This is a genomic window from Flavobacterium branchiophilum FL-15, assembly GCF_000253275.1.
Classification (GTDB): Bacteria; Bacteroidota; Bacteroidia; order Flavobacteriales; family Flavobacteriaceae; genus Flavobacterium; species Flavobacterium branchiophilum.
In genome coordinates this window covers 983639-1009902 of sequence record NC_016001.1, presented here as the reverse complement: position 1 = coordinate 1009902, position 26264 = coordinate 983639, and the positions used below count along the sequence as shown (strand labels likewise).

At 33.7% G+C, this 26264-nt stretch carries 19 protein-coding genes; 4 read left to right on the top strand and 15 right to left on the bottom strand.

The annotated features are described in order from the left end of the window. Positions 1-13 precede the first annotated feature (13 nt). The 6 genes from FBFL15_RS04320 to FBFL15_RS04295 form a co-directional block, all read right to left on the bottom strand. A complete protein-coding gene (locus FBFL15_RS04320; RefSeq protein WP_014083436.1) occupies positions 14-3157 on the bottom strand; it encodes an efflux RND transporter permease subunit in 3144 nt (1047 codons plus the stop codon). An 18-nt stretch (positions 3158-3175) separates the two neighbouring features. Further along, positions 3176-4417 (bottom strand): efflux RND transporter periplasmic adaptor subunit, encoded by a 1242-nt coding sequence (locus FBFL15_RS04315; protein ID WP_014083435.1) that lies wholly within the window; start codon positions 4415-4417, stop codon positions 3176-3178. A gap of 4 nt (positions 4418-4421) precedes the next feature. Beyond that, positions 4422-5618 (bottom strand): TolC family protein, encoded by a 1197-nt coding sequence (locus FBFL15_RS04310; protein WP_083839236.1) that lies wholly within the window; start codon positions 5616-5618, stop codon positions 4422-4424. An 85-nt stretch (positions 5619-5703) separates the two neighbouring features. Beyond that, positions 5704-6030: a DUF6660 family protein gene (locus tag FBFL15_RS15705; RefSeq protein WP_014083434.1), complete on the bottom strand. Its 327-nt coding sequence runs from the start codon at positions 6028-6030 to the stop codon at positions 5704-5706. Positions 6031-6260: 230 nt separating this feature from the next. Next, on the bottom strand, positions 6261-6755 hold the full coding sequence (locus tag FBFL15_RS04300; RefSeq protein WP_014083433.1) for a YfbM family protein: 495 nt from the start codon (positions 6753-6755) through the stop codon (positions 6261-6263). A 1011-nt stretch (positions 6756-7766) separates the two neighbouring features. Next, positions 7767-10013 carry an N-6 DNA methylase gene (locus FBFL15_RS04295; protein ID WP_014083432.1) on the bottom strand — a complete coding sequence of 749 codons (2247 nt, stop codon included), beginning with the start codon at positions 10011-10013 and terminating at the stop codon, positions 7767-7769. 814 nt (positions 10014-10827) lie between these two features. Here FBFL15_RS04295 and FBFL15_RS04285 point away from each other — a divergent pair. Further along, positions 10828-12423 carry an NAD(P)/FAD-dependent oxidoreductase gene (locus FBFL15_RS04285; RefSeq protein ID WP_014083431.1) on the top strand — a complete coding sequence of 532 codons (1596 nt, stop codon included), beginning with the start codon at positions 10828-10830 and terminating at the stop codon, positions 12421-12423. 408 nt (positions 12424-12831) lie between these two features. Here the strand turns inward: FBFL15_RS04285 and carB are convergent, their stop codons facing one another. The 3 genes from carB to rpmH form a co-directional block, all read right to left on the bottom strand. Beyond that, positions 12832-15684, bottom strand: a complete 2853-nt coding sequence (gene carB / locus FBFL15_RS04275; protein WP_014083430.1) for a carbamoyl-phosphate synthase large subunit — start codon at positions 15682-15684, stop codon at positions 12832-12834. 899 nt (positions 15685-16583) lie between these two features. Continuing rightward, positions 16584-16760 carry a hypothetical protein gene (locus tag FBFL15_RS16460; RefSeq protein WP_014083427.1) on the bottom strand — a complete coding sequence of 59 codons (177 nt, stop codon included), beginning with the start codon at positions 16758-16760 and terminating at the stop codon, positions 16584-16586. 97 nt (positions 16761-16857) lie between these two features. Next, on the bottom strand, positions 16858-17019 hold the full coding sequence (gene rpmH, locus FBFL15_RS04265; protein WP_008464848.1) for a 50S ribosomal protein L34: 162 nt from the start codon (positions 17017-17019) through the stop codon (positions 16858-16860). Between the two features lie 168 nt (positions 17020-17187). Between rpmH and FBFL15_RS04260 the strand changes: the two genes are divergently transcribed. Further along, positions 17188-17703: a hypothetical protein gene (locus FBFL15_RS04260; RefSeq protein WP_014083426.1), complete on the top strand. Its 516-nt coding sequence runs from the start codon at positions 17188-17190 to the stop codon at positions 17701-17703. A gap of 422 nt (positions 17704-18125) precedes the next feature. Here the strand turns inward: FBFL15_RS04260 and FBFL15_RS04255 are convergent, their stop codons facing one another. The 5 genes from FBFL15_RS04255 to FBFL15_RS04235 all read right to left on the bottom strand — a co-directional run bounded on the left by FBFL15_RS04255 (position 18126) and on the right by FBFL15_RS04235 (position 22633). Then, the gene (locus FBFL15_RS04255; protein ID WP_014083425.1) at positions 18126-19217 is read right to left on the bottom strand and encodes a DUF695 domain-containing protein; all 1092 of its coding nucleotides are present in this window, start codon (positions 19215-19217) and stop codon (positions 18126-18128) included. A 124-nt stretch (positions 19218-19341) separates the two neighbouring features. Continuing rightward, on the bottom strand, positions 19342-20199 hold the full coding sequence (locus FBFL15_RS04250) for a TerC family protein (RefSeq protein WP_014083424.1): 858 nt from the start codon (positions 20197-20199) through the stop codon (positions 19342-19344). Positions 20200-20240: 41 nt separating this feature from the next. Then, positions 20241-20615, bottom strand: a complete 375-nt coding sequence (locus tag FBFL15_RS04245) for a hypothetical protein (protein ID WP_014083423.1) — start codon at positions 20613-20615, stop codon at positions 20241-20243. Next, entirely contained in the window at positions 20608-21741 is a 1134-nt protein-coding gene (locus tag FBFL15_RS04240; protein ID WP_014083422.1) for a cysteine desulfurase family protein, read from the bottom strand. The genes FBFL15_RS04245 and FBFL15_RS04240 overlap by 8 nt, the downstream gene beginning before the upstream one ends. 1 nt (position 21742) lies before the next feature. Continuing rightward, complete coding sequence (locus tag FBFL15_RS04235; protein WP_014083421.1) at positions 21743-22633, bottom strand: EamA family transporter; 891 nt, start codon at positions 22631-22633, stop codon at positions 21743-21745. A 400-nt stretch (positions 22634-23033) separates the two neighbouring features. Here FBFL15_RS04235 and FBFL15_RS15700 point away from each other — a divergent pair, with 400 nt between their 5' ends. Next, positions 23034-23984, top strand: a complete 951-nt coding sequence (locus tag FBFL15_RS15700; protein ID WP_014083420.1) for a hypothetical protein — start codon at positions 23034-23036, stop codon at positions 23982-23984. A gap of 779 nt (positions 23985-24763) precedes the next feature. On the opposite strand, the gene FBFL15_RS04225 is transcribed toward FBFL15_RS15700, so the two are convergent. Next, entirely contained in the window at positions 24764-25366 is a 603-nt protein-coding gene (locus FBFL15_RS04225; protein ID WP_148267893.1) for a hypothetical protein, read from the bottom strand. Positions 25367-25727: 361 nt separating this feature from the next. On the opposite strand from FBFL15_RS04225, the gene FBFL15_RS04220 reads away from it, so the two are divergent. Beyond that, complete coding sequence (locus FBFL15_RS04220) at positions 25728-26255, top strand: hypothetical protein (protein WP_014083419.1); 528 nt, start codon at positions 25728-25730, stop codon at positions 26253-26255. The last annotated feature ends 9 nt before the right edge of the window (positions 26256-26264 follow it).

Sequence of the window (26264 nt, the reverse complement as noted above, 5' to 3'; positions counted from 1 at the left end):
TTTTAAATGTTAATTATTGATTATTTATAATTGGAGATTTTTTTCTTCTTTTAATTCCTTTCTCGAAAAGTAAATATAATATTGGTAAAACAATTAAGGTTAGTAATGTTGCCGAAACTAATCCGCCAATAACTACGGTTGCTAATGGTTTTTGCACCTCGGCACCGCCACTAGTGGATAATGCCATTGGCAGAAATCCTAATGATGCTACTGTGGCTGTCATTAAAACTGGTCGTAAACGGGTTTTTGTTCCGATTAAAACGCGTTGTAATGGGTCGGTTATTCCTTCGGATTTGAGTTGGTTGAAATAGGATATAAGTACAATTCCGTTTAAAACTGCAATTCCAAATAAGGCAATAAACCCGATACCTGCCGAAATACTAAATGGCATTCCTCGCAACCAAAGTGCGAAAACACCTCCAATTGCTGAAAGTGGAATGGCTGTAAAGATGAGCAAGGATTGTTTCATACTGTTGAATGTAAAAAACAAAAGTACTAATATTAAGCCTAACGCCACTGGCAAGGCAATTGATAATCTTTTTGTTGCTTCTACCAAATTTTCAAACTGTCCGCCATAGGTAATATAATATCCTGTAGGAAGTTTGAAATTGGTTTCTAGTTTGGCTTGTATTTCTTCGACTACACTTTTTATATCTCGACCACGAACATTGAGACCAACAGTAATTCTTCGTTTTCCGTTTTCACGAGAAACTTGAACTGGACCTTGTTCAAATGCAACTGTTGCCACTTGTGAAAGAGGTAATTGTTGCCCGTTTGGTAATGGAATGAAAAGATTAGAAACATCAGTAATGTCAGTACGATAGTCTTTGTTCATTCGAACCACTACATCAAAACGTTTGCTTTCTTCATAAATTTTACCTGCGCTTTCGCCAGCAAAAGAGGAACGAATAATTTGATTAATATCTACAATATTTAATCCGTACAATGCAATTTTATTGTAATCGTATTTTATGGTTATTTGTGGTAAACCAGTTACTTTGTCTGCCTTTAAATCGCCAACTCCTTCAATTTTATTAATTTTTCCAATTAGTTCTTTTGCCTTGTTGTCTAAAACTTCTAAATCATCGCCAAAGATTTTGATGGCAATATCGCTTCGGCTACCTGTCATTAATTCGTTGAAACGCATTTGAATGGGTTGCGAAACTTCGATATTTGCACCAGGAATTTTTTCCATTTCCTCTTTCATCGCATTTGCCAAATCTTCCCAATTATCATAGTCGCCAGTCCATTCTGATTTGTCCTTTAGAACAATTATCATATCGCCACTTTCTATTGGCATTGGGTCGGTTGGGATTTCGCCACTTCCAATTTTTGCAACAATAGTCTTAATTTCTGGAAATTTTGCTTTTAGCATTTTTTCGTATTGGGTTGTAGTTTTTACCATTTGCGAAAGTGAACTTCCTGTCATAATAGTTGCATTGATTGCCAAATCGCCTTCTTCGATAGTTGGAATAAATTCGCCACCCATATTTTGAAAAACAATAACCGCAAAAACAAATAGTGCTAACGAAATGGCTAAAACTGCTTTTTTGAAACGTAATGCTCGGTCTAAAAATGGTGTGTAAATTTTTTCGAACCACGCCATCATTTTATCGCTAAAGTTGGGTTTGTGTTCGGTGTTTTTTGATAAGAACATTGCACTCATCATTGGTACATAAGTTAACGAAAGTATGAACGCACCAATAACTGCAAAGCCAACTGTCATTGCCATTGGTTTGAACATTTTGCCTTCTGTGCCCACTAATGCGAGGATTGGTAGGTACACAATTAAGATAATAATTTCTCCAAAAGCGGCACTGTTACGGATTTTTGAAGCCGATTTATATACTTCGCTATCCATTTCAAGTTGGGTTAAATTTTTTTGTCTTTTGAGTTTTTGTAAATGGTGCATTGTGGCTTCGACAATAATAACAGCGCCATCGACAATAATACCAAAATCGATTGCACCTAAACTCATTAGGTTTCCGCTTACGCCAAAGGCATTCATCAATATAACTGCAAAAAGCATTGACAGCGGAATTACAGAGGCTACGATTAATCCTGCTCGAAGATTTCCGAGAAATAAAATCAATACAAAAATTACTATTAATGCACCTTCTAAAAGGTTTTTAGTAACTGTTCCTATGGCGTTATCTACGAGTTTTCCTCTATCAATAAATGCTTCGGCAACAACTCCTTCGGGTAAGGTTTTATTGATTTGGATCATTTTTTCTTTTACCCTGTTTACTACTGCGCTAGAATTTTCGCCTTTTAGCATAAGTGCCATTCCGCAAACAATTTCGCCTTTTCCGTCTTTGGTTGATGCTCCGTAGCGTAGGGCAATACTTTCTTGAACTTCGGCTACATTTCGGATTAAAATTGGTGCACCATTTTTATTAGCAACCACAATATTTTCTAAATCTTTTATGCCTGTTGCCATACCTACACCACGAATGAAATATGAATATTGGTCTTTTTCGATATAAGCACCACCTGTATTTTGATTGTTTTTTTCGAGTGCATCAAAAATATCTGTGATGGTTATTCCAAAACTATTTAGTTTATTTGGGTTGACTGCGATTTCATATTGTTTTAGTTTTCCGCCCCAAGTACTGACCTCGGCAACGCCTTCAACACCTTGTAATTGTGGAGTTATAATCCAGTCTTGAATGGTTCGTAGTTGTACCGCATCGTATTTATTTTCATACCCTTTTTTGGCGTAAACATCGTATTGGTAAATTTCTCCCAGTCCTGTAGAAATTGGACCCAATTCAGGCGAGCCTGCATAGGCAGGAATGTTCTCTTTGGCTTGCGCAAGACGTTGAAAAATTTGTTCTCTTGCCCAATAAATATCAACATCGTCTTTAAAAACTACGGTTACTACTGATAATCCGAAACGTGAAATACTGCGTAACTCGATTACTTTTGGGATTGTTTTTACTGCTTGTTCAAGTGGATAAGTTATTAATTGTTCAACTTCTTGACTGGCTAGAGTAGGTGCTGTGGTAATAATTTGTACTTGATTATTAGTAACATCGGGTAAGGCATCGAGTGGTAAATTCTTGATAGAATAACTACCAAAAGCGATAAGAACCAACGTAAATAAGAGTATTATAAACTTGTTCTTGATACTGAATTGTATGATTTTGTCTAACATTTTCTTTGATTGAATTGATTAATGAACGTGTTCTCCGCCACCTTTCATAGCAGATAATAAATAGAAAGCTCCTTTGACTACAATTTTTGCATTTGCTGGAATTTCTTTTACAAATTTCACTTCTGTATAACCCAAATCGGTTGTACCAATAATTACTTCGACAGCTTCAAAATGTACTTCGTTATGTTCCTCTTCTTCTCCTTCTTCGTGTTCAGAATGTGCTTCGCCTTCTTTATGTTCGTGTGCTTCTTCGGTTTTTGCTTTCTTCGGTTCTTCGTGGTGTTCTTCTTGAATAAAAACAAAATATTTTTCGCCATCTTTAACAACGGCATCTTTTGGCAAAGCAGGAACGGTGGAATTGTTGATGTTGATATTGGCAGAAACATACATTCCCGAAATTAAACCTTTTGCATCATTAGCATTGATTTTGGCGTGAACTGCAACGGTTTTACTTTCGTTAGAAAACGATTTATTGATGCCGAAAATGGTTGCTTTTATTGTTTTATTTCCTTGATTTGTCAATATAAAATCGATGGTTTGCCCAACGGAAATAGTACCTAAATCTTTTTCGTAAACATTCAAATCGAGGTGCATTTGGCTGTTGTCAACTACTTCAAAAAGTGTTGTTCCTGTTTCTGCAAAAGCTCCTTTGGTAACACTAATTTTCCCCACATAACCCGAAATAGGCGAAACAATAGGAATTAATGAACTGCTAGAATTTAAACTTACATTTAATGCTTGCAGTTTGGTTTTGGATGCTTGCGCTCTTGCTCGTTCGACCGCTAATTTTGATTTTACTTCTTGAAAAACTTTACGAGGATTTACGTTTTCGTCGCTCAATGTTTTTTGGCGGTTGTATTCTAATTGCAAATATTCGATGTTCGCTGTTGCCGATTTGTAATCTTCTAACATTTCGACAACTTCAAGATTTTGGATAGTTGCCAAGGTTTTTCCTTTGGTTACAAAAGTGCCTTCGAGTACATAAATATCTTTGACAACTCCTGAAATGAGTGTCGAAATATTCGCCATATTTTGTGGCGGAACGGTTGTATAACCGTTTGCTTTAATAATGGTATTTAGATTTCTGTTTTCTAAACTTCCTGTTACTATGCCAACGGTTTTAAATTGTGCTTCGGTTAAAGCTACTTCGGTTTTGTTTTCTTCTTCTGTGTGTTCTTCTGTTTCTACTTTTTTGTCATTGCAGGAAGAAAGAATAAAGAGAAAAGAAAAAACTGATATTATTAATTTTATATTTTTCATAATCTTAATTGTTATAAATTGATGGAAATTGTAATTGAATAGCACTTTGATTATAAGCGTTCAAGGTTTCAGCATATTGTTTTTTAATATCGATGGCTTGATTTAGAAAACTGATATAAGTAAAATAACTCATATCGCCATTTTCATAACTTTTTTGTGCTGTATTTATGATTTGCTCGGCAAATTGTAAACCTTCGTTTTGATAGTAATCTAATCCTTTCTTTTGCTTGTCGAGTTCGTCTTGCAATTGCTGATTTTGAAGTTTTAAAGTCAATTTGCTTTTTTGCAATTCGAGTTCTGATTGCGAAATACTTATTGCTGATGCTTTTGCCTTTGCAGAATTTACGTTTCCGAAAAGCGGAATTTGAAGTCCTGCTGTAAAACCTTGAAACAAAGTTTTTGTGTCAATGCTTTGTGCAAAATAACCCAAACCGAGTTTAGGCATTTTTTGTGCTTTGAAAGTATTGGCTTCTTTTTGATATACTGAAATTTGTTGTTGGTAATATTCGGTTACGATATTTTCAACTTTGGAAGTGTTTTTAGTTGTGTTTTCATATTTGAAAACAACTTTGTCATTCGGAACAATATTATCTTCTGTGTTTAGAAAATATTGAAATTGCTTTTGATAAATGGCTAAATCGTAATCGATTTGGGCTTTTTGAGTTTCAATTTCTTTAACTTTTGCTTTGGCACTTATTACTTCTATATTTCCGCTTTCGCCTGTTTTGAAACGTAGTTCTGCGTTTTTTAGAAACTTGGTATAAATGTCATTCAGTTCAACATTGAGTTTTTGAATTGATATTCCGAATAAATATTGATAATAAGATATAGTAACTGCTTTCTCAATTTCGTATTCAGAAATTGCTTTTCGTTTCTCGGCAAGTTTTGCTAATTCTTCTTGTAGTTGACGATTGGCTTTTGTGATTTTTCCAATAGGAAAATATTGTTGTACCGAAACGTTATGGTCATAACTTACGCTGTTAAATTGTCCGCCTTGATATTGCACTTGTAAAGGGTCAATTTGAAAAGCTGTTTTTTTGAGAATAGTTTGCTTTTCAATTTCTTTATCGGCAATTTTTAAACCTATATTATTGGCTTTAGCCAATGATATAGCTTCTTCTAAAGTTACGGTTTGGTTTTTTTGGCTGAATGTTTTTGTAAAAAAACAAATAGCAATAAAAACATAAATATATTTTTTCATTGATTTTAAAATTAGTTTAATAAAATAAATATTCGTTTTTGGTGCGAAGCACCAAAACGGTTATTTTGTGCGAAGCACATTTTTATTAACTAATTTTGGGTGGTTGCCAAATTTTATCGGCAATTTTTTGGATGTAGATTGTTTCGTAGGAACTTATTTTTTCCTTTTGAAATGTGAAGATATTATTTTCTTTAAAGGAAACTAATTGCGTTTCAAAGTTTGCTAATTGTACTCCGCAACACGCACAAGTACAAAATGGTGGACATAATTCTGAACTGTGATTGTGTTTTTCGTGGTTGTCCTTTTCAGTAATTTCTGTTTTGGTTTTGTCGTTACATTCTACTGTATCGCCACACGGTAAAACCGATAGCGTTAAAATTAGAATAGAAAAAAGTAACCAAAAATTTTTCATAGTTGCAAATATAACTATTTTGAAATGTGAACGTTCTTTTTTGCAGGATTTTTTGGGCGGTTTGTGTAGCTCAAGGGTATCATATAACGTTTGAGTGTTTGCGAAGAGGCGGTTAAAAAAGCCTTTACTTTCCCTTAAACACTGGCTTTGCAAAAAAGCACAATCTTTAAATTAATCCGAAAGCCGCCTTTTTGCAAACACGCCGTTAGCTGTAGCCTTTTTTCTGTCGGTTAGTTCAGAAATGTAATAATTGCTTCTCCATTTTTTGTTGCGTCTGCAAAAACATTTTGTAATGTCGAAAAACCGTCAGCAACATAATCAAATGCATCGTCACCTTCGTCCCAAATTGTAGGATAAACTTCTAATTCGGTCATTTTTTCAGGATTAAACTTTTGCTTTAAGTCTGCAATAGTAATTGTCGATATTTCACTATTTAATTCAGCAACTTGTTCAGGTGTCAAGTAGTGAGCTGGACCATAACCTAAATCTTGTTCTTCGTCAATTAGTTGTCCGCTAAATAAAACTCTAACAAGATCATGTTCAGCAGTTGCTAAACTCTGTCCTGTTAGTAAAAATATTATTCCATCCCACGATTTGTCAATATCAACTAAATTTTCGTTTTCCGTTTCGTCATCATAGATTTTATCTTCCAATAATGAACTATCTTTCAAATATTCTTCAAGTTCAGATTTTGTCACTCGAAGTAAATTTCCAATCATACTCATAATTCAATTTATTTTATTGTTTAAAATTATCAATTCTGTTTGTGCGTTTTGTGTCAAGGTTACAGCTAATCGAGTCACGCAGGGGAATTTCACCCCTGCGTTCTCACGGAACCGTGCTTGAAAGTCTCCCTTCACACGGCTCTTCATAGTACTAAATCACACAAATATAATTATATTTATGGATATACCAATAACCAATGTAAAAATAAATTAGTTATTGGCTGTGATTTTGTTTCGTAATAATCAATCATCCCATTTCTGGTTGTTAATTGTTAGTAAAACTTACTATGCCTAGTCCTTTGCTCCATTTCCATTACAGAAACTTCATCACTACTACGACTAGGTCTGCCCCCTATATCTCAACCACATCCTTTGTTGTCTGTTTCCTCTTGCGATTTGGCAGAACGATATAGAGTTCACTTGTTCCTTAAAACAGCCTATTGATGCGTCTTGCCAACTTAACCCCGGATGCCGTGTATTCAGTAATCAGGTTTCCAATACACTCTATCATAGGTACAAACGTAACTACCTATTTTTGACATCGTCTTTTGCGCTTACGAGGCTTCATCATTGGTTCAGAGCTACGCTCGCCTCCTTCTAAATAATGTGTTTTTACACATTATTTCTCGGACATGTTCAACTCACATAAACACACCTACAGCAATCTTGTTGCCGTTTTTCTTTGTCGCTCACCACACCATAGTTTCCTAATAATGTAGCGCAAAGTGGTTTACGGATTATTTTTTAATGTTTTTTTGGTATCCGTGCATCCGCTTCGCTCAAGTAGTAACTACTCCTGAAAGTCGTCACTGAGAAACCTACTCTCATCTGTTTTTAAAGCATCAACAACTGCGTTGTTGTTCAAGTCACACACGTTTTGGGGCTTTGCGAAGAAGCGGAATTAGAAGCACAAATGTTCAGTTTAGCACAAATGTTTATTAGAATTCCGAATGTTCGATTTAGCACCGAACCCGCCATTTTGCCAAACTGCTGTTATATGCCGTTTTTCTTTTATTTCAAGTCGTCTTTTAAATTAAATTGGTCTAATTCCTCTTTATATTTCACAAACTGTTTGTATTTTTTATTGACGGAATCTACTATTTTTTGTTGTTCTTCAATTGGAATAAATGGGATTGAAATGGTACATAAATCATCAAATCGTAATGATTGTCTAACCGAACCAAATGACCTATCTTTTATGCTTTGTATTCCTTCTTGGCTTTTAATACATAAATATACAAATTCTGGTAAAAATCTTTCATCAACAACTTTAAATGTAACATACATTTTGCTTACGGCAAGTTTGGTTTTAGTTAGGTTTATACTTAATGAACCTGTATTTGCTCTTGATGGATTGTATGCTATTGATTTATGATTTACAATTTTATAATCTTCATTAGTTTCAGAAGTAACAGACATAAAAGAGTCTCCCCAATATTCCTCTCCACTCAAAATACCATAGAAATTATGTTTTGTTACAGTTGCAGTTTCATATAATTCAGTATTTTTTATTCGCTCTTCTTTTAAGATTTCTTTTAGTAAAATATAATTTTCAGGAACTTCATTAAAATATTTGAACCAAATAAATGAATGGTTAGAATTTTTAAGAATTTGTTTTACTTCTATTTCTTTAGTTGCAAAAGAGTTGTCAAATAAATATTCTTCAATATCATTAATTTTATTTGTGATTTTTCTTCTTCTTTGCGTTAAAGTAAAACCATCATTTTTTATAATTGTATATTGAATTTTTTCAATTTTTGGTTGATTAAAACCCTGTAAAACTAAAACAGATGCTTTTGCTTCGGTGTAAGGCAAAAATACTCCCGAAGGAAGAGAAATGATTTGCTTTAATAGATGATTATCAATTAAATATTTGCGTAAATTCTTTAATTCATTATTGTTCAAAATAGATTCAGGAACAATTATATAAGCTCTTGCTGTTGGTTTTTTATTCAAAGAATCTATAATATGCTGTATGGATTGAGAGTTTCCGTTATCGCTTAAAAGTGAATATAATTTATTTGCAGTTCCTTCTAAATTAAAAGGAATATTGGTAATTACAACATCAAATTTTTCTTTTACTTTATTTAATAAAGTGTCTTGTTGATTAATATTACTATGACCATCACCTGTTAAAATCATATTCATTTTTGCAATTCTTGCATTAGAAGAAATTTCTCCACCAAATACGGTATTTTCTTTTATATCTTTTAAAACTGTATCAGTCAAATAGTTGCTATTTAAAAGTGAATCTTTAATGTGATTAAAAGAAGAAATTAATATTCCACCTGTTCCACAAAAAGGATCATATACTTTTTCACCGTATTTTGGATTGGCAAGTTTTACTAAAAATTGTACAATGTGTCGTGGTGTAAAATATTCGCCCAAGTCATTATTTGATGAATTATACTGTTGAATAAAGTATTCAAAAGCATCACCTTTGATGTCAGTTTTTATTCCACTTAAATTTAATTTATCTAATTTGTCAATTATATGTTTTAGTGCAACGGTATCTTTTATTATTAGTTTTGTAAATAATGTTTTTTCGCCTTTATTGTTAAAAATAGTTTCTAATTTTGGAATAACAGTGTCGTTTATATAACTCAATAATTCTTCACCTGTTTTGTTTCTATAAGTTTCCCACTTTATATATTGAGGAATTGCTTCTGAAACAATGTCATTATTTTCAGATATTAATTTTAGAAAAAGTAAATTTGAAAACTCAAAAAAGCGTTCCATTCCTTTTGTAATACCCGCTTTTCTTAATTTTTGATTTGTAAAAGCAAAAACTGCAATTAAATCTTCTTTAGAATTAATTGAAATTTTATTGTTTAGGTAACTATGAGAGTTTTGTGTGATAAATTTTCTATAAAAATCAACACTCTTTATAGAGTTTATTTCTATTCCATCTTCTAAAAGTTCTTCTTGATTTTCAACCCAATAATTTTTTGTTTGAATCCCGTCAAATAGAATGATAATTTTTGAGCTTAAAAGTTTAGCATAATTTATTGCTTGTTCTTTAGTTTTCGCCAAATTCATATTTGGCTTTTTTGTTTCTAAAATTATTTCAGGCGAAATAGAGTTGTTATCAAAATATAGACAAAAATCAGGTCTTAATGCTTTTAATTTTTTATTGTCTTCTTTTGTTTTTGCTTTTTGATGAAAAACATTTTTGTTGGGTGCATCAACATTGATTACCCAACCATTTTTTAGTAATGATTGCTCAACTATGTTTTCTATATCTCTTTCTAAAGCCATTTTTTTTAAGTTAATAAATTAAGTTGCAAATTTACATTTTTTTCAGTTGTTATTTGTCTGTAAATGTTCAAATTTTAGTACAAATGTTTATCTTTGTACTGTTGCCTTAAAATGGCATATAACTAGTAGATATACGAAAGTTATTGCGTTTTTAACATTCTATATCCACATCACAAAAGTACAAACAAAAAAACATTTTACAACTTTTTTAATTAAATAAAAATGAGAAGCAAGAAGTTAGAATCAAGAAATTAGAAATTAGAAAAAAGAGGTTAGAAACAAGAAATTAGAAGTGGGAGAACGAAAAGAAAGAAGTTTGAAAATATCTTTGGTGAGTGGAGACTGCCTGATGGGGGTTGCCCGCATGAGGGATAGAGCAAGGCACCATGTGCTCGTGATAGCCCGACGGCAAAAAAAGGAAGCCCCGCCTGAAGGGTTTGGGGCGTGGGGGCTTGCTTTTTTTTGGCGGCATGCCCTAATGGTTTTGGTGTTTGATTATTTAATTTTTTGTTTGGCTTTTGGTGGTAACGCATGATGAAGTATTCATGTGTGCAAAATTTGTGTTCTATTGACACCCCATATACATTTTAAACATTTTGTTCTGTTTTGTTTGCTAAACTGAGTCTAAAAAAATAACTTTGTGTCTTTGATTTTTTTATCCTTAATATTTGGTATAACTTATAAAAATCAATACCCAATGGCTTCATTTTAATTGTTTTGCTAAAGACAAACTAGTTGCCACACAATCGTTGGTATAGTATAATAAATCAGTTGTTTTGATTACTTTTGCAGTCTAAACCAATGTTTTTTGATTATGCCAAAAGAATTTCAATTTCAAGTAGCTCCAGAAATAGCCTCACAAACTGATGTATTACAAGACTATATTTGCAAAAAATATCATATACAACAGAATGATATTCAGCATGTTGCGATTTTAAAAAGGTCGTTAGATGCCCGTCAAAAGGCTATTAAAATGAATTTGAAAGTAGCTGTATATTTGCAAAATGAACCCATAACAGACACCAAACCACAGTTGCCATACTATCCTGATGTAGCTCATGCTCAAGAAGTTATTGTTGTTGGTGCTGGCCCGGCCGGATTGTTTGCCGCACTACAACTCATAGAGTTGGGGCTAAAGCCTATTGTAATTGAACGGGGTAAGGAGGTACGAGGCCGTCGTAGGGATTTGAAAGCCATCAACCAAGACCATTTAGTAAACGAAGACTCAAACTACTGTTTTGGCGAAGGCGGAGCAGGCACCTACTCTGATGGGAAATTATATACCCGATCCAAAAAAAGGGGCGATGTAGATCGGATTTTGAAATTATTAGTTGCATTTGGAGCTACTCCAAATATTTTGATAGATGCCCATCCGCATATTGGCACCAATAAATTGCCTCAAATTATTCAAGATATGCGTATGCAAATTATTGCTTCGGGCGGTATGGTTTTATTTGAAACAAGGGTTACTGATATACTCGTGCACAACAACGAAATACAAGGTGTAACAACGCATAAGGGGGATACCATTAAGGCTCAAAAACTTATATTAGCCACAGGTCATTCTGCCAGAGATATTTTTGAATTGTTAGATGCCAAAAAAATAGTAATCGAAGCCAAGCCTTTTGCCATTGGTGTTCGAGCAGAACACACACAGGATTTGATAGACAGCATACAGTATTCCTGTGATTTTAGAGGGCAATACCTTCCGCCAGCACCATATTCTATTGTAAAACAAGTAAATGGCAGGGGGATGTACTCTTTTTGTATGTGTCCTGGTGGCATAGTGGCCCCATGTGCCACAGGAGCTGGCGAAATTGTTACAAATGGTTGGTCGCCATCGAAACGAGATCAAAATACTGCAAATTCTGGTATTGTAGTAGCCCTTACACTCGACGATTTTAAACCTTTTGCAAAATTTGGTGCTTTGGCAGGTATGGCTTTTCAAAAAAGTATCGAGCAACAAGCCTGGCAACAAGCAGGCAACACCCTCGAAATAGGCAATAGTCAAAAAGCACCCGCACAACGATTGGTTGATTTTACGCAAAGCAAACGGTCTGCATCTATCCCCAAAACATCTTATGTGCCTGGCACAACCTCTGTCGAATTGGGGCAAGTATTTCCTGGTTTTCTTACGCAAATCATACGACAAGGTTTTGTAGAATTTGGAAAATCAATGAAAGGATATTACACCAACGAAGCCATTTTGCACGCTCCAGAAAGTAGGACCTCATCGCCAGTTCGTATTCCACGCAACGAGCAAAGCCTTGAACACTTGCAAATCAAAGGATTGTACCCATGTGGCGAAGGGGCTGGATATGCTGGTGGTATTGTTTCTGCGGCTATCGATGGCGAAAAATGTGCCCAGAAAATAGCGTTGTCCCTTTTAGGAAAAACAATAGAAATGTAATTTTTTTATATAAATACCAAATATATTTATAAAATAGTACAAAGATGCGTAGTTATTTTTTAGAAAAAATTTTCAAGAAAATTCGTTGCATAGCTGGGCTACGGAACTATTTTTTTTTGACTTATTTTAGCAAAAAAGAACCAATAGATTGGATTATTTTATATGTATATTTGGCATAAAAAGTCAAGTGTAAGAGACCATTTTATAGGTTTAATGGTTTATATTCAGAAGCTTATCCAGCTTTTCGTTTCAATTCCTCGGCTCAAAAGGTTTTTTTGTTTGCCACAAAAGGAGCTTCCGCTGGTCGCTCTTTTGTGGCAACAAAAAATTCCTTTTGAGCCTCCGGGATTTCCACTTCAATCTGGGCTAAACACCCCGTTTCATATCAAATATACGTATATTTTGGTATTACTTACTTAAATACATTTTTCTACGGCTATACAATTCATAAAACTGATCGTCTTTTAAATCATCTATAAACAAAATACTTTCGCCTGTTGATTTCATTTCTGGCCCTAATGCTTTGTTTACATTTGGGAATTTACTAAACGAAAATACAGGTTGCTTGATGGCATAGCCATGAAGCTGCGGATTGAATTCAAAATCGGTAACTTTCTTTTCGCCCAACATGACTTTTGTAGCATAGTTTACATACGGCTCCCCATAAGCTTTGGCTATAAAAGGGACAGTACGAGAAGCACGTGGATTGGCTTCAATAATATACACAATATCGTCTTTAATGGCAAATTGAATATTGATTAATCCTACAGTTTGAAGTGCCAAGGCAATTTTGTGGGTGTGGTCTTTTATTTGTTGCATCACAAATTCGCCCAAATTGAATGGTGGCAAAGTAGCGTTTGAATCGCCCGAGTGTACACCACAAGGCTCAATATGCTCCATAATTCCGATGATGTAAACGTTTTCGCCATCGCAAATGGCATCGGCCTCGGCTTCGATAGCCCCATCTAAATAGTGGTCTAACAACAACTTGTTGCCTGGTATCGATTTTAATAAATCTATTACATGCTCTTCTAACTCCTGTTTGTTGATGACAATTTTCATACCTTGTCCTCCCAATACATACGACGGACGAACGAGCAATGGAAAATCCAATACATCTGCCAGTTCCGATGCTTCGTCTGCCGTTTCGGCAATGCCAAATTTTGGGAAAGGGATGTTCAATTCGGTTAATAAATCTGAAAAACGACCTCTGTCTTCGGCCAAATCTAAGGCGTCGAAAGAAGTACCAATGATTTTTATGCCATATTTAGATAATTTTTCGGCTAATTTTAATGCCGTTTGTCCGCCTAGTTGCACAATAACGCCTTCGGGTTTTTCGTGTTGAATAATATCATAAATATGTTCCCAAAAAACAGGCTCAAAATACAATTTGTCTGCCGTATCAAAATCGGTCGAAACCGTTTCTGGATTACAATTGATCATGATGGTTTCATAGCCACACTCTTTGGCAGCCAAAACCCCATGCACACACGAATAATCAAACTCGATACCTTGCCCAATGCGGTTTGGACCAGAACCTAAAACTACTATTTTCTTTTTGTCGCTTACAATACTTTCATTATCAACATATTTCAGTCCATTGGCTGTTTGTATTTCGGCTTCAAATGTCGAATAATAATATGGTGTTTTGGCCTTAAATTCTGCAGCACAAGTATCTACCAATTTAAAAACACGGTTGATGTTGTTTGCTGTTCTTAGGGAGTGAACTTGACTTTCTAAACACCCCATCATGTGTGCAATTTGTCTGTCGGCAAATCCTTTTTGTTTGGCTTCCAGCAACAAATGTTTGGGTAAAGAGTCTATTTTATATTTGGCAATTTCTTTTTCTAAAGTAAATAATTCCTCATATTGTTTCAAAAACCACATATCTATTTTTGTAATTTCGTGTATTCTTGATAACGGAATTCCAATGGCCAGAGCATCATAAATCACAAAAACACGATCCCAACTTGCATGCGTCAATTTTTCGATGATTTGTTCGTAATTGGTATAACCTTTGCCGTCTGCACCAAGCCCATTTCGTTTGATTTCTAAGGATTGAGTAGCTTTGTGCAAAGCCTCTTGAAACGAGCGACCAATGCCCATAACCTCGCCAACAGATTTCATTTGAAGGCCTAAAGTTCTATCAGAACCTTCAAATTTATCAAAGTTCCAACGGGGTATTTTTACAATTACATAATCCAATGTAGGTTCAAATAAGGCCGAAGTCGATTTTGTAATTTGGTTTTGCAATTCGTCTAAATGGTAACCTAATGCTAATTTTGAAGCAATTTTTGCAATAGGATATCCAGTGGCTTTTGAGGCCAAGGCTGATGAACGAGACACACGTGGGTTGATTTCGATGGCTACTATATCTTCTTTTTCGTCGGGCGAAACGGCAAATTGCACATTACAGCCACCAGCAAAATTTCCGATGCTTCTCATCATCAAAATGGCCATATCTCGCATTTTTTGAAAAGTAGTGTCAGACAAGGTCATGGCGGGTGCTACTGTAATAGAGTCGCCCGTATGAATGCCCATAGGATCCATATTTTCGATGGAACAAATGATTACTACATTATCATTTTTGTCTCTCAAAAGTTCCAATTCATATTCTTTCCAACCCAGTAAAGCTTTGTCTATCAGTACTTCATGTATTGGAGAGGCTTCGAGACCTCTGGTAAGCAAGTCGTCAAAATCTTCTTTTTTATGTACAAAAGCAGCACCCGTACCACCCAATGTAAACGAAGGACGAATAACCAATGGAAAACCAAATTCTTGCGCGATTTCCTTACCTTTTAAGAAAGAGGTGGCCGTTTTGGCAGGAGCTGTTGGCACCTGTATTTTTTCCAATAATTGTTTGAATTGTTCACGGTCTTCGGTAATATTGATGGCATTGATATCAACACCAATTAATTTTACATTAAAATCCTTCCAAATGCCTTTTTCTTCTGCTTCCAAGCACAAGTTCAAGGCTGTTTGTCCGCCCATTGTTGGCAAAACAGCATCAATTTGTGGGTGTTCTTTCAGGATTTGAATGATAGACTTGGTGGTCAATGGCAGTAAATACACATGATCGGCCATGGATGGATCTGTCATGATGGTTGCCGGATTGGAGTTGATCAGAATCACTTCGATTCCCTCTTCTCGAATGGAGCGTGCGGATTGTGACCCTGCATAGTCAAATTCGCAAGCTTGCCCAATGACTATTGGACCCGAACCTATAATTAAAACCGATTTGATTGAATTGTCTTTTGGCATGGTGTTGTGTTGTTTATTTTGAGTTTTATTGAATTTTAAAATTATCTATTTTGACTTCTTTTTTTGTAAAAATTAAGTATTTATTTATTATTTTAATAATTTAATTAATTTCGCTATCGTGTTGAGATATACCATGAAATTTTCCCTGTCCATGAAATTTTACTGAAATCCAGAACTTGCCTTTCTATAAAATTCAATTTTTTATAAATTTGAAAAACAGACCTAGATTCAATTGTAGCACTTTCTTTCAAAACGAACTTAGCATTGAAATCAGTCTCGTTAGTTGTACAAATTAAATTAGCATAACATGCTCTAATATAATTAGTTACGAAAATAAATGGTGTTGAAAAAACTATATGTTTATTTGAAATAAATTTTTGTTTCGAATTTAGTAATAAAAAAGTAGAGAAAAAAAATATAAAAAAAATCACTCTTTCAAAAATATAACCTTGAAAGAAAAAATTGTAAATAAATATTAAAAATCGATTAAATAAACACAGAAAAAATGAAATAATAAATGTGAAAATACAAATTTTATGTGTTACACTTTTTTTCATTTTTTTGAATTTAATATAATAGTTATCTTAATTTATCTTCATTATTTGTATTTATAAAATCTTTACAAATTTTATTAAAGTTTAGATTCTCCTTTTTTAATATAAAAGAAATTGGAAATTCATTGTTTTCTTTATCTAAAATTATATCATCAAATTTCACAAATGAATTATCGTTAAATTCATCAAACCAATGATCCAACTTTTCTTTTTAAAACCTTTTGTTTACCATCAAATGAATAACAAATAAAAACGGTTATAGAATTATTATTAAGATGATAAAAATCACGAAACACTGTACATATTATTGAGACAAAGTATTTTTCAAGTGTTATCGCAATATTTTCAGGCATGTAAATCACTTCTTAACAACTTATTTTTTGCTTTTAATCGCTTAATAACTTCCTGAAATTTTTTAGTTTTATAATCTTCATGACATTCTTTAATTAGCTCTTTTTGACTAGATATAAGCTGTTTTATCAAATCATCATTTTTCCTAAGAGTTTTAATTGTAATATTCATAAACAAACTAATTTATACAAATTTACATTTTTTTACTCAAAAAAAACCGCTACTAAAATAAAATAGTAACGGTTTGATATTGATTAATGTACAATCATTATTTTTTGTGTCTAGGTTCGCTAGAAACAGTCAATTTATGTCTTCCTTTTGCTCTTCTACGAGCAAGGACTTTTCTTCCATTTGCAGAAGCCATTCTGTCCATAAATCCGTGTTTATTTCTTCTTTTTCTTTTCGATGGTTGAAACGTTCTTTTGCTCATTGTTTTTTATCTTTAAATCTTTATGTATATTTCTTTTAATTTTTTTTTAGAACTCGTTATTCTAAAACCGAGTGCAAATATACAAAGGTTTTTTTTTCTGGCAAATAGTTTTATAAAAATATTTTAAAATCATTTTACTATATTTGCAACTTAATTAAAAATCAACTTATGTTTCACAAAAATATTAAACTTATAATCGCTGGACTTATTGTAATTACTAGCATTTGGCAATTTTCGGAAGGAAATATTGGCAATGGTATTTTCTTGTTATTTTTAACGGCCGTTCCTGTTTTTTTATATTTTAAGAACGAATTCATCCTTTTGGCCTTCTTAAAATTGCGAAAACAAGACTTTCCAGGTGCTCAAAATTGGCTAGCCAAAATAAAAAACCCCGAAACTGCATTGGTTCAAAAGCAGCAAGGCTACTACAATTATTTGCAAGGCATCATGGTTTCGCAAACGAATTTGGTACAGGCCGAGAAATTTTTTAAAAAAGCCATTGAGTTGGGCTTGTCTATGGATATGGATTTAGCTGTTGCCAAACTCAACTTGGCAGGTGTGGCTTTGTCTAGAAGACGAAAACTAGAAGCAACCAACTTGATTGCCGAAGCCAAAAAATTAGACAAACAAGGCATGTTGAAAGATCAAATTAAATTGATGAAAGATCAAATGAAGAAAATATAATTTGTTTTTTTGAATGACATATACACCATCACTTTTTTTGAAGCTGATGGTTTTTTTTTAGTTTTTTGCATAATGAGGCTGCAGCATTTTTCACATTATAATAGCAGCGTAGGCTCCAATATATTGTTGTGTTTTGTTTGTATATATTAGAATGATGTTAGCATGTATCCGCATTTTAAAAATGTTTACGGGTGTAGCCATTAAAAGATTGCATGGTACAAATTGATTTTTGCAGAACCATTTTACGACTATCTGAAACTTGTATCAAAAGATAGATGAAATTAGTTTTCAACTATTTTTGTTCGATTCTTGGTTTTGCTCTTTTTTTTTCGAGTTACATTTTACAAAAAAAATAAAAAAACATTAAAAACACCTATCTTTTTTTTATTGTTAAAATAAATTAATACGATTTTTTTCAACGACTAGTTTGCAAATTGTTGCATGACAGTCCAATATTTGTCTTTGAAAATATCAAAAGTAATGTCTAATTGATGTTGGTATTTTTGAGCCATGTAGGGTATTATTTTTGCGGGTTTTCTAAAATCTTTACAGGCAAAAAATATTTCTCTTTTGCCTTCGTATGTTTGCCTGCCTAGGTTCAAGTAGCCATCAAAATCTTTGAGTTGGGCTAAAAGGTCGTCTTCAAATTGATTTAAAATAATATATTTTTCGTCATATATTTCATTACTTGTAGGTTTTTTATCAAATATAATTTCGATCCAAAGTATCCACGAGTGGGACGCTTTTGCATTCCATTTGAGTAAATCGGTGTTGATTACGGCAATCAAAGGATTGCCAGACTGGAGTTTGGCTTCTAAAATGGCATATTGATCATTTTCGGTGCCATGTCTTACGGCATCATATTTTTCTATAAATTCTTTTTCTCGCCAAATGAGGTAGTCATTTAATTTGTGAATTGGAATGATGTCGTCTGTAATGTTTTTGGGGTTTTCAAATCGAACTTCGTCTATCATTGTAGCTGATTTTAATTCGCCCAAATAGTGCTCTAAAAAAACAAAAAGGCCGTTGCTGATGGTTTGTTTGTTGTTTTCAGAATAATCGTCGTGCAAGAGTGTAATGGCAATTTCGTCTGGAAAGTTATGGTTTATAGTACTAATAAAACTGACTTTGCTTGGACTAAATTCAAATCCACCCATTTGAATATTAATGTCATTGAGGTTGTTTTGGGGTTTTAAGGCAGTAAAACGCCATTTTTTTAAAGGGGGTGCCGTAGCCACTAATTCTTCTACAAAAATAATGTTTTTGATGTTGCCCTCTGCAGAAATGATTAATTCTGCTGTGTTTTTGTCGAACATGCCACAGGCAAAAAAATAGCCCGCATGCAATTGATCCAATTTGTCGCTTAAAATATCAAAAAATAATTTTTGGATATTGTTGCGGTCTTTTACAATGGTAAAGAATTTTTTTTCGTTTTCAGAAAACCAATTCCAAAATTCTTGATAGTTTTGGATGGGTATTTCTGGAGTGTTGAAAAATCTTTTTAAAAATTTCATTAATAGGTAAATATGGTAAATTTGGGGAAAAATTTAATCTTATTTAATTTTGTGCAAATGTAGAAAAAGAAACCCTTTCAAAAAAATTTCTGAAAGGGTTTTTTGTTTTTTTTTTATAAAAAAATTAATTTAACGGATTGACATCGTTCAGTTCATCGTCTTTTATGGTATTGTTGTGTAGTTTTACTGGGTTTTTAGATTTTTTCATCTTTAAATTTAAAAATTCTACAAACAGCGAAAAGAAGATTGAAAAATACAAATATCCTTTTGGAATACTTCCTACTTCTACGCCAGTACCAAACTTGAAATGAGCCAAATGTGAGCCTTCTGCAACCAGCATCACCCCAATTAGTATTAAAAAAGATAAGCCTAATATTTGAATGGTTGGATGTTGATTTACAAATTTACTTACAGGCCCAGCAAATATCATCATGATGGTTATAGAAATAATGATTGACAAAATCATGATTCCTAAAGCTCCTTCGTAGCCAAAACCGCCTTCTTCTATGGGTTTCATACTGATTAAACCAACTGCCGTTAGAATACTATCGAATGAAAACACCAAATTTAGCAACGCTATTTGTATAATAGCTCCCGTTAAGGTGTTGCCTGCTTTTGCATTGGCTCCTTCTTCTTCACCTTCCATTTTGTGGTGTATTTCTGATACTGACTTGTATAATAAAAACAATCCTCCTGCAAATATAATAATACTTTGACCCGTTATATGTGCAGAAAAGAAAGGCCAATCGATACTAAAAATGGTTTCTTGCAAGCTTAACACCCATGTGATTCCAAATAACAATACAATTCTAAAAGCCATGGCCAATAATAAACCTATTCGACGGGCCTTGGGTTGATCATTTTCTGGTAATTTACCCGATACTATCGATAAAAAAACGATGTTATCGATACCTAAAATAATTTCTAAAAAAGTTAAAGTTAATAATGCAATCCAAGCATTTGCGGAGGTTAATAGTTCCATTTTGATTTTTTAATTGTTAATATTTCTATCTTTTACGTAAGTTATTTTAATTTTGTTACAAATCCTCTCTCTTTTTTGTTGGCGCCTACTATGCCATATTCAAAAGTGTAAGTATTTTTGTCTGTGGACAATATTTTTATATCAATGGCTTTTTCTTCTGATAAATTTTTTGGATGTTTTTTTTGTAGGATATATTCACAATCGCTTACCCATCTTACGGTGGCGGTATCGGTTTTTCCGTTATAGGTTTCTATTTCAATACTATCATTTCTAACAAAATCGGTAACTGCTTTTTTGCCGTTGATGGTGGTTTCAAATCGGAATGTTCCTGTTTTAAAATCTTTACAATTTTGTTCTTTTTGGTAGCACGACAACAGCATACATGGGGCTATGTAAACAACTATTTTTTTATACATGGCATATATTTTTTAATTCATTGACAAAGGTACTCATTTCAGACGGCTTGTTTTCATAGCCCAACGAAATTCTCAAATGGGGCTGTTGCAATTCTAATTCGGTTAGCATTTCTTTCAAAACGTGCGACGGCTTGGAACTACCTGATTGACAAGCACTTCCTCTTGAAACTGCTATTTTTTTCATATCTAATTGAAACATCAACATATCGTATTTTTTTTCAAAAAGTGGCAAACTGATGTTTAAAATAGAATTGACGGTATTTTCGCCATTAATTTTAAGGTTGGGAAAATGGTTTTTGAGCTCAAAAATGACTTGATTTTTTAATAAACCAATATAGGCCTGCTCTTGTTCCAAATGTTGCATTGCCCATGTTAATGCTTTTGCCATGCCCACAATTTGAGGTACCGATTCTGTGCCGGCCCTCCAACCCTTTTCTTGTTCGCCTCCAAAAAAAAGCGGCTGCAAAACAAGGCCTTTTCTAACAAAAACAAAACCTATTCCTTTTGGCCCATGAAATTTGTGGGCTGTGCCAACAATAAAATCGGCCTGAATATCTTGCAAGTTCAGTGCCATTTTGCCAACAGATTGCACGGTGTCTGAATGGAAAAAGGCTTGATGCTCTTTGCAAATTTGTGCCACATGCTGAATGTTGGTTATCACCCCTGTTTCGTTATTCACGTGCATCAACGACACTAATGTTTTTTGATTTTCAGACAACAATGTTACCAAATGGGTCATATCCACAGCTCCGTTTGGAAGGATATTTACATAATCTACCACAACACCATACTTTTCTTGAACGGCCAATACACTGTGCAACACCGCATGATGTTCTATTCTGGAGGTTATGATGCGGGTTACTTTCAAATCACAAATGGCCGATTGGATGATCCAATTGTTGCCCTCTGTGCCACCCGAAGTAAAAATTATTTCCTGCCCCGATACGTGCAAGGCTTGGGCAATGGATTTTCGAGCTAATTCAATGGCACTTTTTGCTTGTCGTCCAAAAGCGTGTGTAGAGGATGGATTCCCATAATGTTCTGTCATGGCTTGGGTCATAGCCACAATCACCTCGGGTCTGATGGCGGTTGTAGCGGCATGGTCCAAATAAATCGCTTGGTTCATTTTATAGATTTTTTTTAATAAAAATAATTTTATAATTAAATACAACAATCGAAACAACGATAAGCAAATAGGCTATCACATGTAGCGTACTAACCGTTTCTTTAAAATATAAAAAAGCAAGGCTAAAGTTGATGATCGGATTGATATACATCATGATTCCTACCGTAGAGGAACTCAAGGCCTTTAAAGCATATTGATTTAAAAAAAGTGGTATTATGGTAAAAAATACCGTAATAAAAAACAAACAAGTATAAAACGTCTCTTGCCTTGGCACATCTGAAACAACCATCGGATAAAACGGCAACAATATTACAGACAAAGTAATAATTTGAATAGAAAGTAAGATAAATTTATCTAAAAAACTATTTTTTCGCTGACTAATGAGGTAAAATGAATAAGTGGCAGCTACCACAATACTGTATAAAATATCGCCAAAATGGTGCATAGACAAAATATAACACCCTATCGTACTGATGCTTATAGCAACCCATTGCCACTTATTTAATGTTTCTTTGATAAGTACAAATGCCAACAACGACGTTAAAATAGGGCAAATTAAATAAGCCAACGAAGCCGTTTTAACTCCAATATGATTCACAACATAAATAAAAACAAACCAATTGGCAGCCAATAATAAACTACCCGAAAACGTATAAAATAAGGTTTGCCGCTGCTGTTTGCTATCTAACGATCGAAAAAGCTTCCATTGTTGTTGTAACACAGCCTTTCTAAAAATTAGATTAACCAACAACATCAAAACAGCACTTATAAAAACCCTAAAAAACAAAATATCTAACGAAGGATAATCCTGTAATGGCTTGAGTGCCAAGCTAAAAAAACCCCAGATCAGAAAGGCTGAAAAGGCAGCTACATAATATTTTGTGAGTTTCATAGTCAAATTTTTCGGCTCAAAGGTAAGTAAATCAAAGCTACAAATCAACAGCCATTTTTTTTTTGAAGCCAACAAATAGTTAAATTTACAAGATAATTATTTTCAAACAAATTAAAAATCTTATTTTTGCCCCCGTTTTAAGTACACAAACCTTCCAATAAAGCTAATTAAAGCTATTTAGGTGTTTTTTCTTATCAAAATATAAGTGCCAAAAGCAAGTATTTTGATTCCAATAAAAAAACAAAACCCTACTTAATAATTGGATAATCAAGGACTAAAACAAAATTAAATATGAAAATATCAACAAAAAATCGCCCTAAACAATTTGCCTGAGGCAAACAAACTATAATAAACAAAAAGCTACAAAAAACATACTATATAACAAATAAATTTCAGCTATATGAAAAAATTTTTAGGAATAATGGCAGTCCTTTTTGGATTCCTAAGTTGCAACGACGGCGATGTAACCGTAAAAAGCATCAGTTTTACCGAAATAGAAAACGCTGCCTCTTGTGGCGATTTGGTATATAAAATCAACGGAACAGACGCCATGATCATCAAAATAACAAATGCCACCACCACTGCCTTTATCAACACCGTTGGCGTAAGAGAAATAGCCATAACAGGCACCACAAAAGTCATCTACCGCACCTATTCTGCCACACCCAGTACAGATAATTTTTGTGGAGTACCACCAGCCGCCACCCCAAGTTTAGCCGAAGAGTGGACAGCCATAGGAGGCACCATACAAATTACAACCACCGCCAAAAAATCAACCCCAAATGCTACAACAGGAGCCACATCCATCATAGGATACAATCACAACATCATACTCAAAAACATAACCTTCCAAAAACCCGTAGGAACACAAAGTTACGACACATTTGTCTTTGGCAATTTTACAACCAGCACCACCCTAGCCTATCCATTTAGCTCCTCTGCTTTAAGCAAATGTTCCACAACCAAACTATATTCACAAATAGACAAAGAAGCCCTGTTGCTAGACAACCTAGACCCAACCCTCTTCGCCAATGCCGTAACCACAACACCACGAGTGGCCAATTTGAGCAACACCACAAACAAATTGCGGTATTTGGTTTACAATGGCACTTTGCCAACCGCCTATTTTTGCAATACCACAACCCCAACAACCCCCACACTTACAGAAAGTTGGGAAGTCGATAACACTACAACACAAGCCACCATCGAAGTAACCACAACAAGCGTAGGCTCTGGAACCAACGTAGTTTATACACACAAAATTTATTTGAAAAAAGTAAACCTAAAAAAAGACAACATATCATTTTATTTGGGCGATAGCTACTATTTGGGCGACATAACCACCCCATAAACAATATTTTATACCCCAAAAAACCCCAACAAATAGCAAGACAATACACCAATTGTTAGCCAAAAAATCAGGAGCAGCCACTTCAGGCATTTTCACGCAGGGCCAGTTCCCGCCATTCGCTCTATCTTTTTGTTTTTAAAGAAAAAACAAAAAAGGATGCCGCTACTGTCGGGGCTATATCGCAGCCACAGTCTGTGTAACCCATGTTTTTTGAAGAGGAAAAGAAAAAAAGAAGAAAGAAGGAAGAGGAAAGAGGAAAGAAGGAAGAGGAAAATGAAATACCTTGAACTTTAGCCCAAGGGATTAAAAAAAAACAATAAATAGCCTTGAACTTTAGCCCAAGGGATGTATGATTACAAAAGGCTTTAGCCATAAATAATGTCTGCTGATTTAATACTTATTAGTTACTAAATAAAACTTTAACTTATTAAAACTATGTAAAGTACAAAACAAAATGCTAAAATAAATTATTAAAATGGTAAAATTACCATTAAAATAGAAAACAAACAGCTCGTCCTACGGAGTTTTTTTTTATAACTTTATTTCATAACAAAAAACAGTAAAATCCTACAGAGTTAAAGCCCCTTGACAATTCAAAACAACACCCTTTGACTAAAGCCAAAGGCTATTGATTGAAAAAAAAATTTAAACCAATAGTTTTCATTCGATTGCATCGAGGCCTAAATAAAATCGCAACTGAACCACCAAACCATTTCTTTCCCTCCCGCTCTTGCAAAGCCCAACAAACCGCTAAAGTGTTCAAAACCTTGTTGGTTTCATCAACCAACTCCCCAAGAAAATGGCATTAATACCAAAAAAAATATAATTAATACAAAAGAAAATGGCATTGATACCAAAGAAAATAGCATTAATACCAAAGAAAATATAATTAATACCAAAGAAAATATAATTAATACCAAAGAAAATAGCATTGATACCAAAAAAAATATAATTAATACCAAAAGAAATGGCATTAATACCAAAGAAAATGGCATTAATACCAAAGAAAATATATTTAATACCAAAGAAAATGGCATTAATACCAAAGAAAATATAATTAATACCAAAGAAAATAGCATTAATACCAAAGAAAATATAATTAATACCAAAGAAAATATAATTAATACCAAAGAAAATATAATTAATACCAAAGAAAATATAATTAATACCAAAGAAAATGGCATTAATACCAAAGAAAATATAATTAATACCAAAGAAAATGGCATTAATACCAAAGAAAATATAATTAATACCAAAGAAAATGGCATTAATACCAAAGAAAATATAATTAATACCAAAGAAAATGGCATTAATACCAAAGAAAATATAATTAATACCAAAGAAAATGGCATTAATACCAAAGAAAATATAATTAATACCAAAAAAGATGGCATTGATACCAAAAGAAATGGCACTTGTAATAAAAAATGATTTAGGTTTACAAAGGAAGCCTCTAGGCGACCTTCCGTTAGCCTACATGAGAGTTCCCCTAATTATACAGCAACAACCAGCTCCCCCCCTATTTTTGAAAAAATAAGTTGAATGGATACGTTTGTATTACGATAATTTCTAATTTTGTGGCTTTTTTATATAAAAGTTGCACACTAATTTTATATTTTGTACCATTGCAAAGGATATAAGAAATTGAAAAAAAATGCAATAAGTTTCGTGTAGCTACTAGTTAGCGGTAAGTTTAGACGAACCATAATTGAAGACAAAATAAATTGATAAAATAAAATTGGTATGACGAAATACGAGGACACTTATTTGGGTATAGACAAAAGCAAAGCACATCCGAATGCTCTTAAACTATTGGAAGAAGATTTTTTTTGGTCTAACGGTGATGAATTAGCTCCTTTTGGTTCAGACGAAGGACACGAAGCCTTGTGTGAATTTAGACGATGGAGAAAGGAAAACCCTAAAATTGAAGTTGGCTATTGCCTTGCGTGGGTCATAAATTCAGTTGGAGAAATCGACAACTATGACGACTATAATGAAGAAAATATCGTTGATGAAGAACTTATTAAGCGACAAAAAGCTGACCCAAACTTCGACGACCAACACTATATTTATACGCTTGACACTTCAATAATAGCAACTGCATTAGGACAGTTAGTGGACGAAGGAATTATAGAAATAGATTATAAATATTACGTTCAAGTTGCTATAAATAGACAAAAAATTTGGGCAAAACTTAGTGACGGTTGGGCACATAAAGACGAATATATTAGACGTTTATCTATTATTGAAACAGTACTTGATAAAGCATAATCAGTCTTA

What these genes read in the sequence shown, in the direction of transcription:
- FBFL15_RS04240 (WP_014083422.1), bottom strand. Translation starts at nt 21,741, where the DNA reads ATGAACCAAGCGATTTATTTGGACCATGCCGCTACAACCGCCATCAGA.
- FBFL15_RS15700 (WP_014083420.1), top strand. Translation starts at nt 23,034, where the DNA reads ATGAAAAAATTTTTAGGAATAATGGCAGTCCTTTTTGGATTCCTAAGT.
- FBFL15_RS04310 (WP_083839236.1), bottom strand. Translation starts at nt 5,618, where the DNA reads ATGAAAAAATATATTTATGTTTTTATTGCTATTTGTTTTTTTACAAAA.
- FBFL15_RS15705 (WP_014083434.1), bottom strand. Translation starts at nt 6,030, where the DNA reads ATGAAAAATTTTTGGTTACTTTTTTCTATTCTAATTTTAACGCTATCG.
- FBFL15_RS04250 (WP_014083424.1), bottom strand. Translation starts at nt 20,199, where the DNA reads ATGGAACTATTAACCTCCGCAAATGCTTGGATTGCATTATTAACTTTA.
- FBFL15_RS04235 (WP_014083421.1), bottom strand. Translation starts at nt 22,633, where the DNA reads ATGAAACTCACAAAATATTATGTAGCTGCCTTTTCAGCCTTTCTGATC.
- FBFL15_RS04285 (WP_014083431.1), top strand. Translation starts at nt 10,828, where the DNA reads ATGCCAAAAGAATTTCAATTTCAAGTAGCTCCAGAAATAGCCTCACAA.
- FBFL15_RS04260 (WP_014083426.1), top strand. Translation starts at nt 17,188, where the DNA reads ATGTTTCACAAAAATATTAAACTTATAATCGCTGGACTTATTGTAATT.
- carB (WP_014083430.1), bottom strand. Translation starts at nt 15,684, where the DNA reads ATGCCAAAAGACAATTCAATCAAATCGGTTTTAATTATAGGTTCGGGT.
- FBFL15_RS16460 (WP_014083427.1), bottom strand. Translation starts at nt 16,760, where the DNA reads ATGAATATTACAATTAAAACTCTTAGGAAAAATGATGATTTGATAAAA.
- FBFL15_RS04255 (WP_014083425.1), bottom strand. Translation starts at nt 19,217, where the DNA reads ATGAAATTTTTAAAAAGATTTTTCAACACTCCAGAAATACCCATCCAA.
- rpmH (WP_008464848.1), bottom strand. Translation starts at nt 17,019, where the DNA reads ATGAGCAAAAGAACGTTTCAACCATCGAAAAGAAAAAGAAGAAATAAA.
- FBFL15_RS04245 (WP_014083423.1), bottom strand. Translation starts at nt 20,615, where the DNA reads ATGTATAAAAAAATAGTTGTTTACATAGCCCCATGTATGCTGTTGTCG.
- FBFL15_RS04320 (WP_014083436.1), bottom strand. Translation starts at nt 3,157, where the DNA reads ATGTTAGACAAAATCATACAATTCAGTATCAAGAACAAGTTTATAATA.
- FBFL15_RS04315 (WP_014083435.1), bottom strand. Translation starts at nt 4,417, where the DNA reads ATGAAAAATATAAAATTAATAATATCAGTTTTTTCTTTTCTCTTTATT.
- FBFL15_RS04300 (WP_014083433.1), bottom strand. Translation starts at nt 6,755, where the DNA reads ATGAGTATGATTGGAAATTTACTTCGAGTGACAAAATCTGAACTTGAA.
- FBFL15_RS04220 (WP_014083419.1), top strand. Translation starts at nt 25,728, where the DNA reads ATGACGAAATACGAGGACACTTATTTGGGTATAGACAAAAGCAAAGCA.
- FBFL15_RS04295 (WP_014083432.1), bottom strand. Translation starts at nt 10,013, where the DNA reads ATGGCTTTAGAAAGAGATATAGAAAACATAGTTGAGCAATCATTACTA.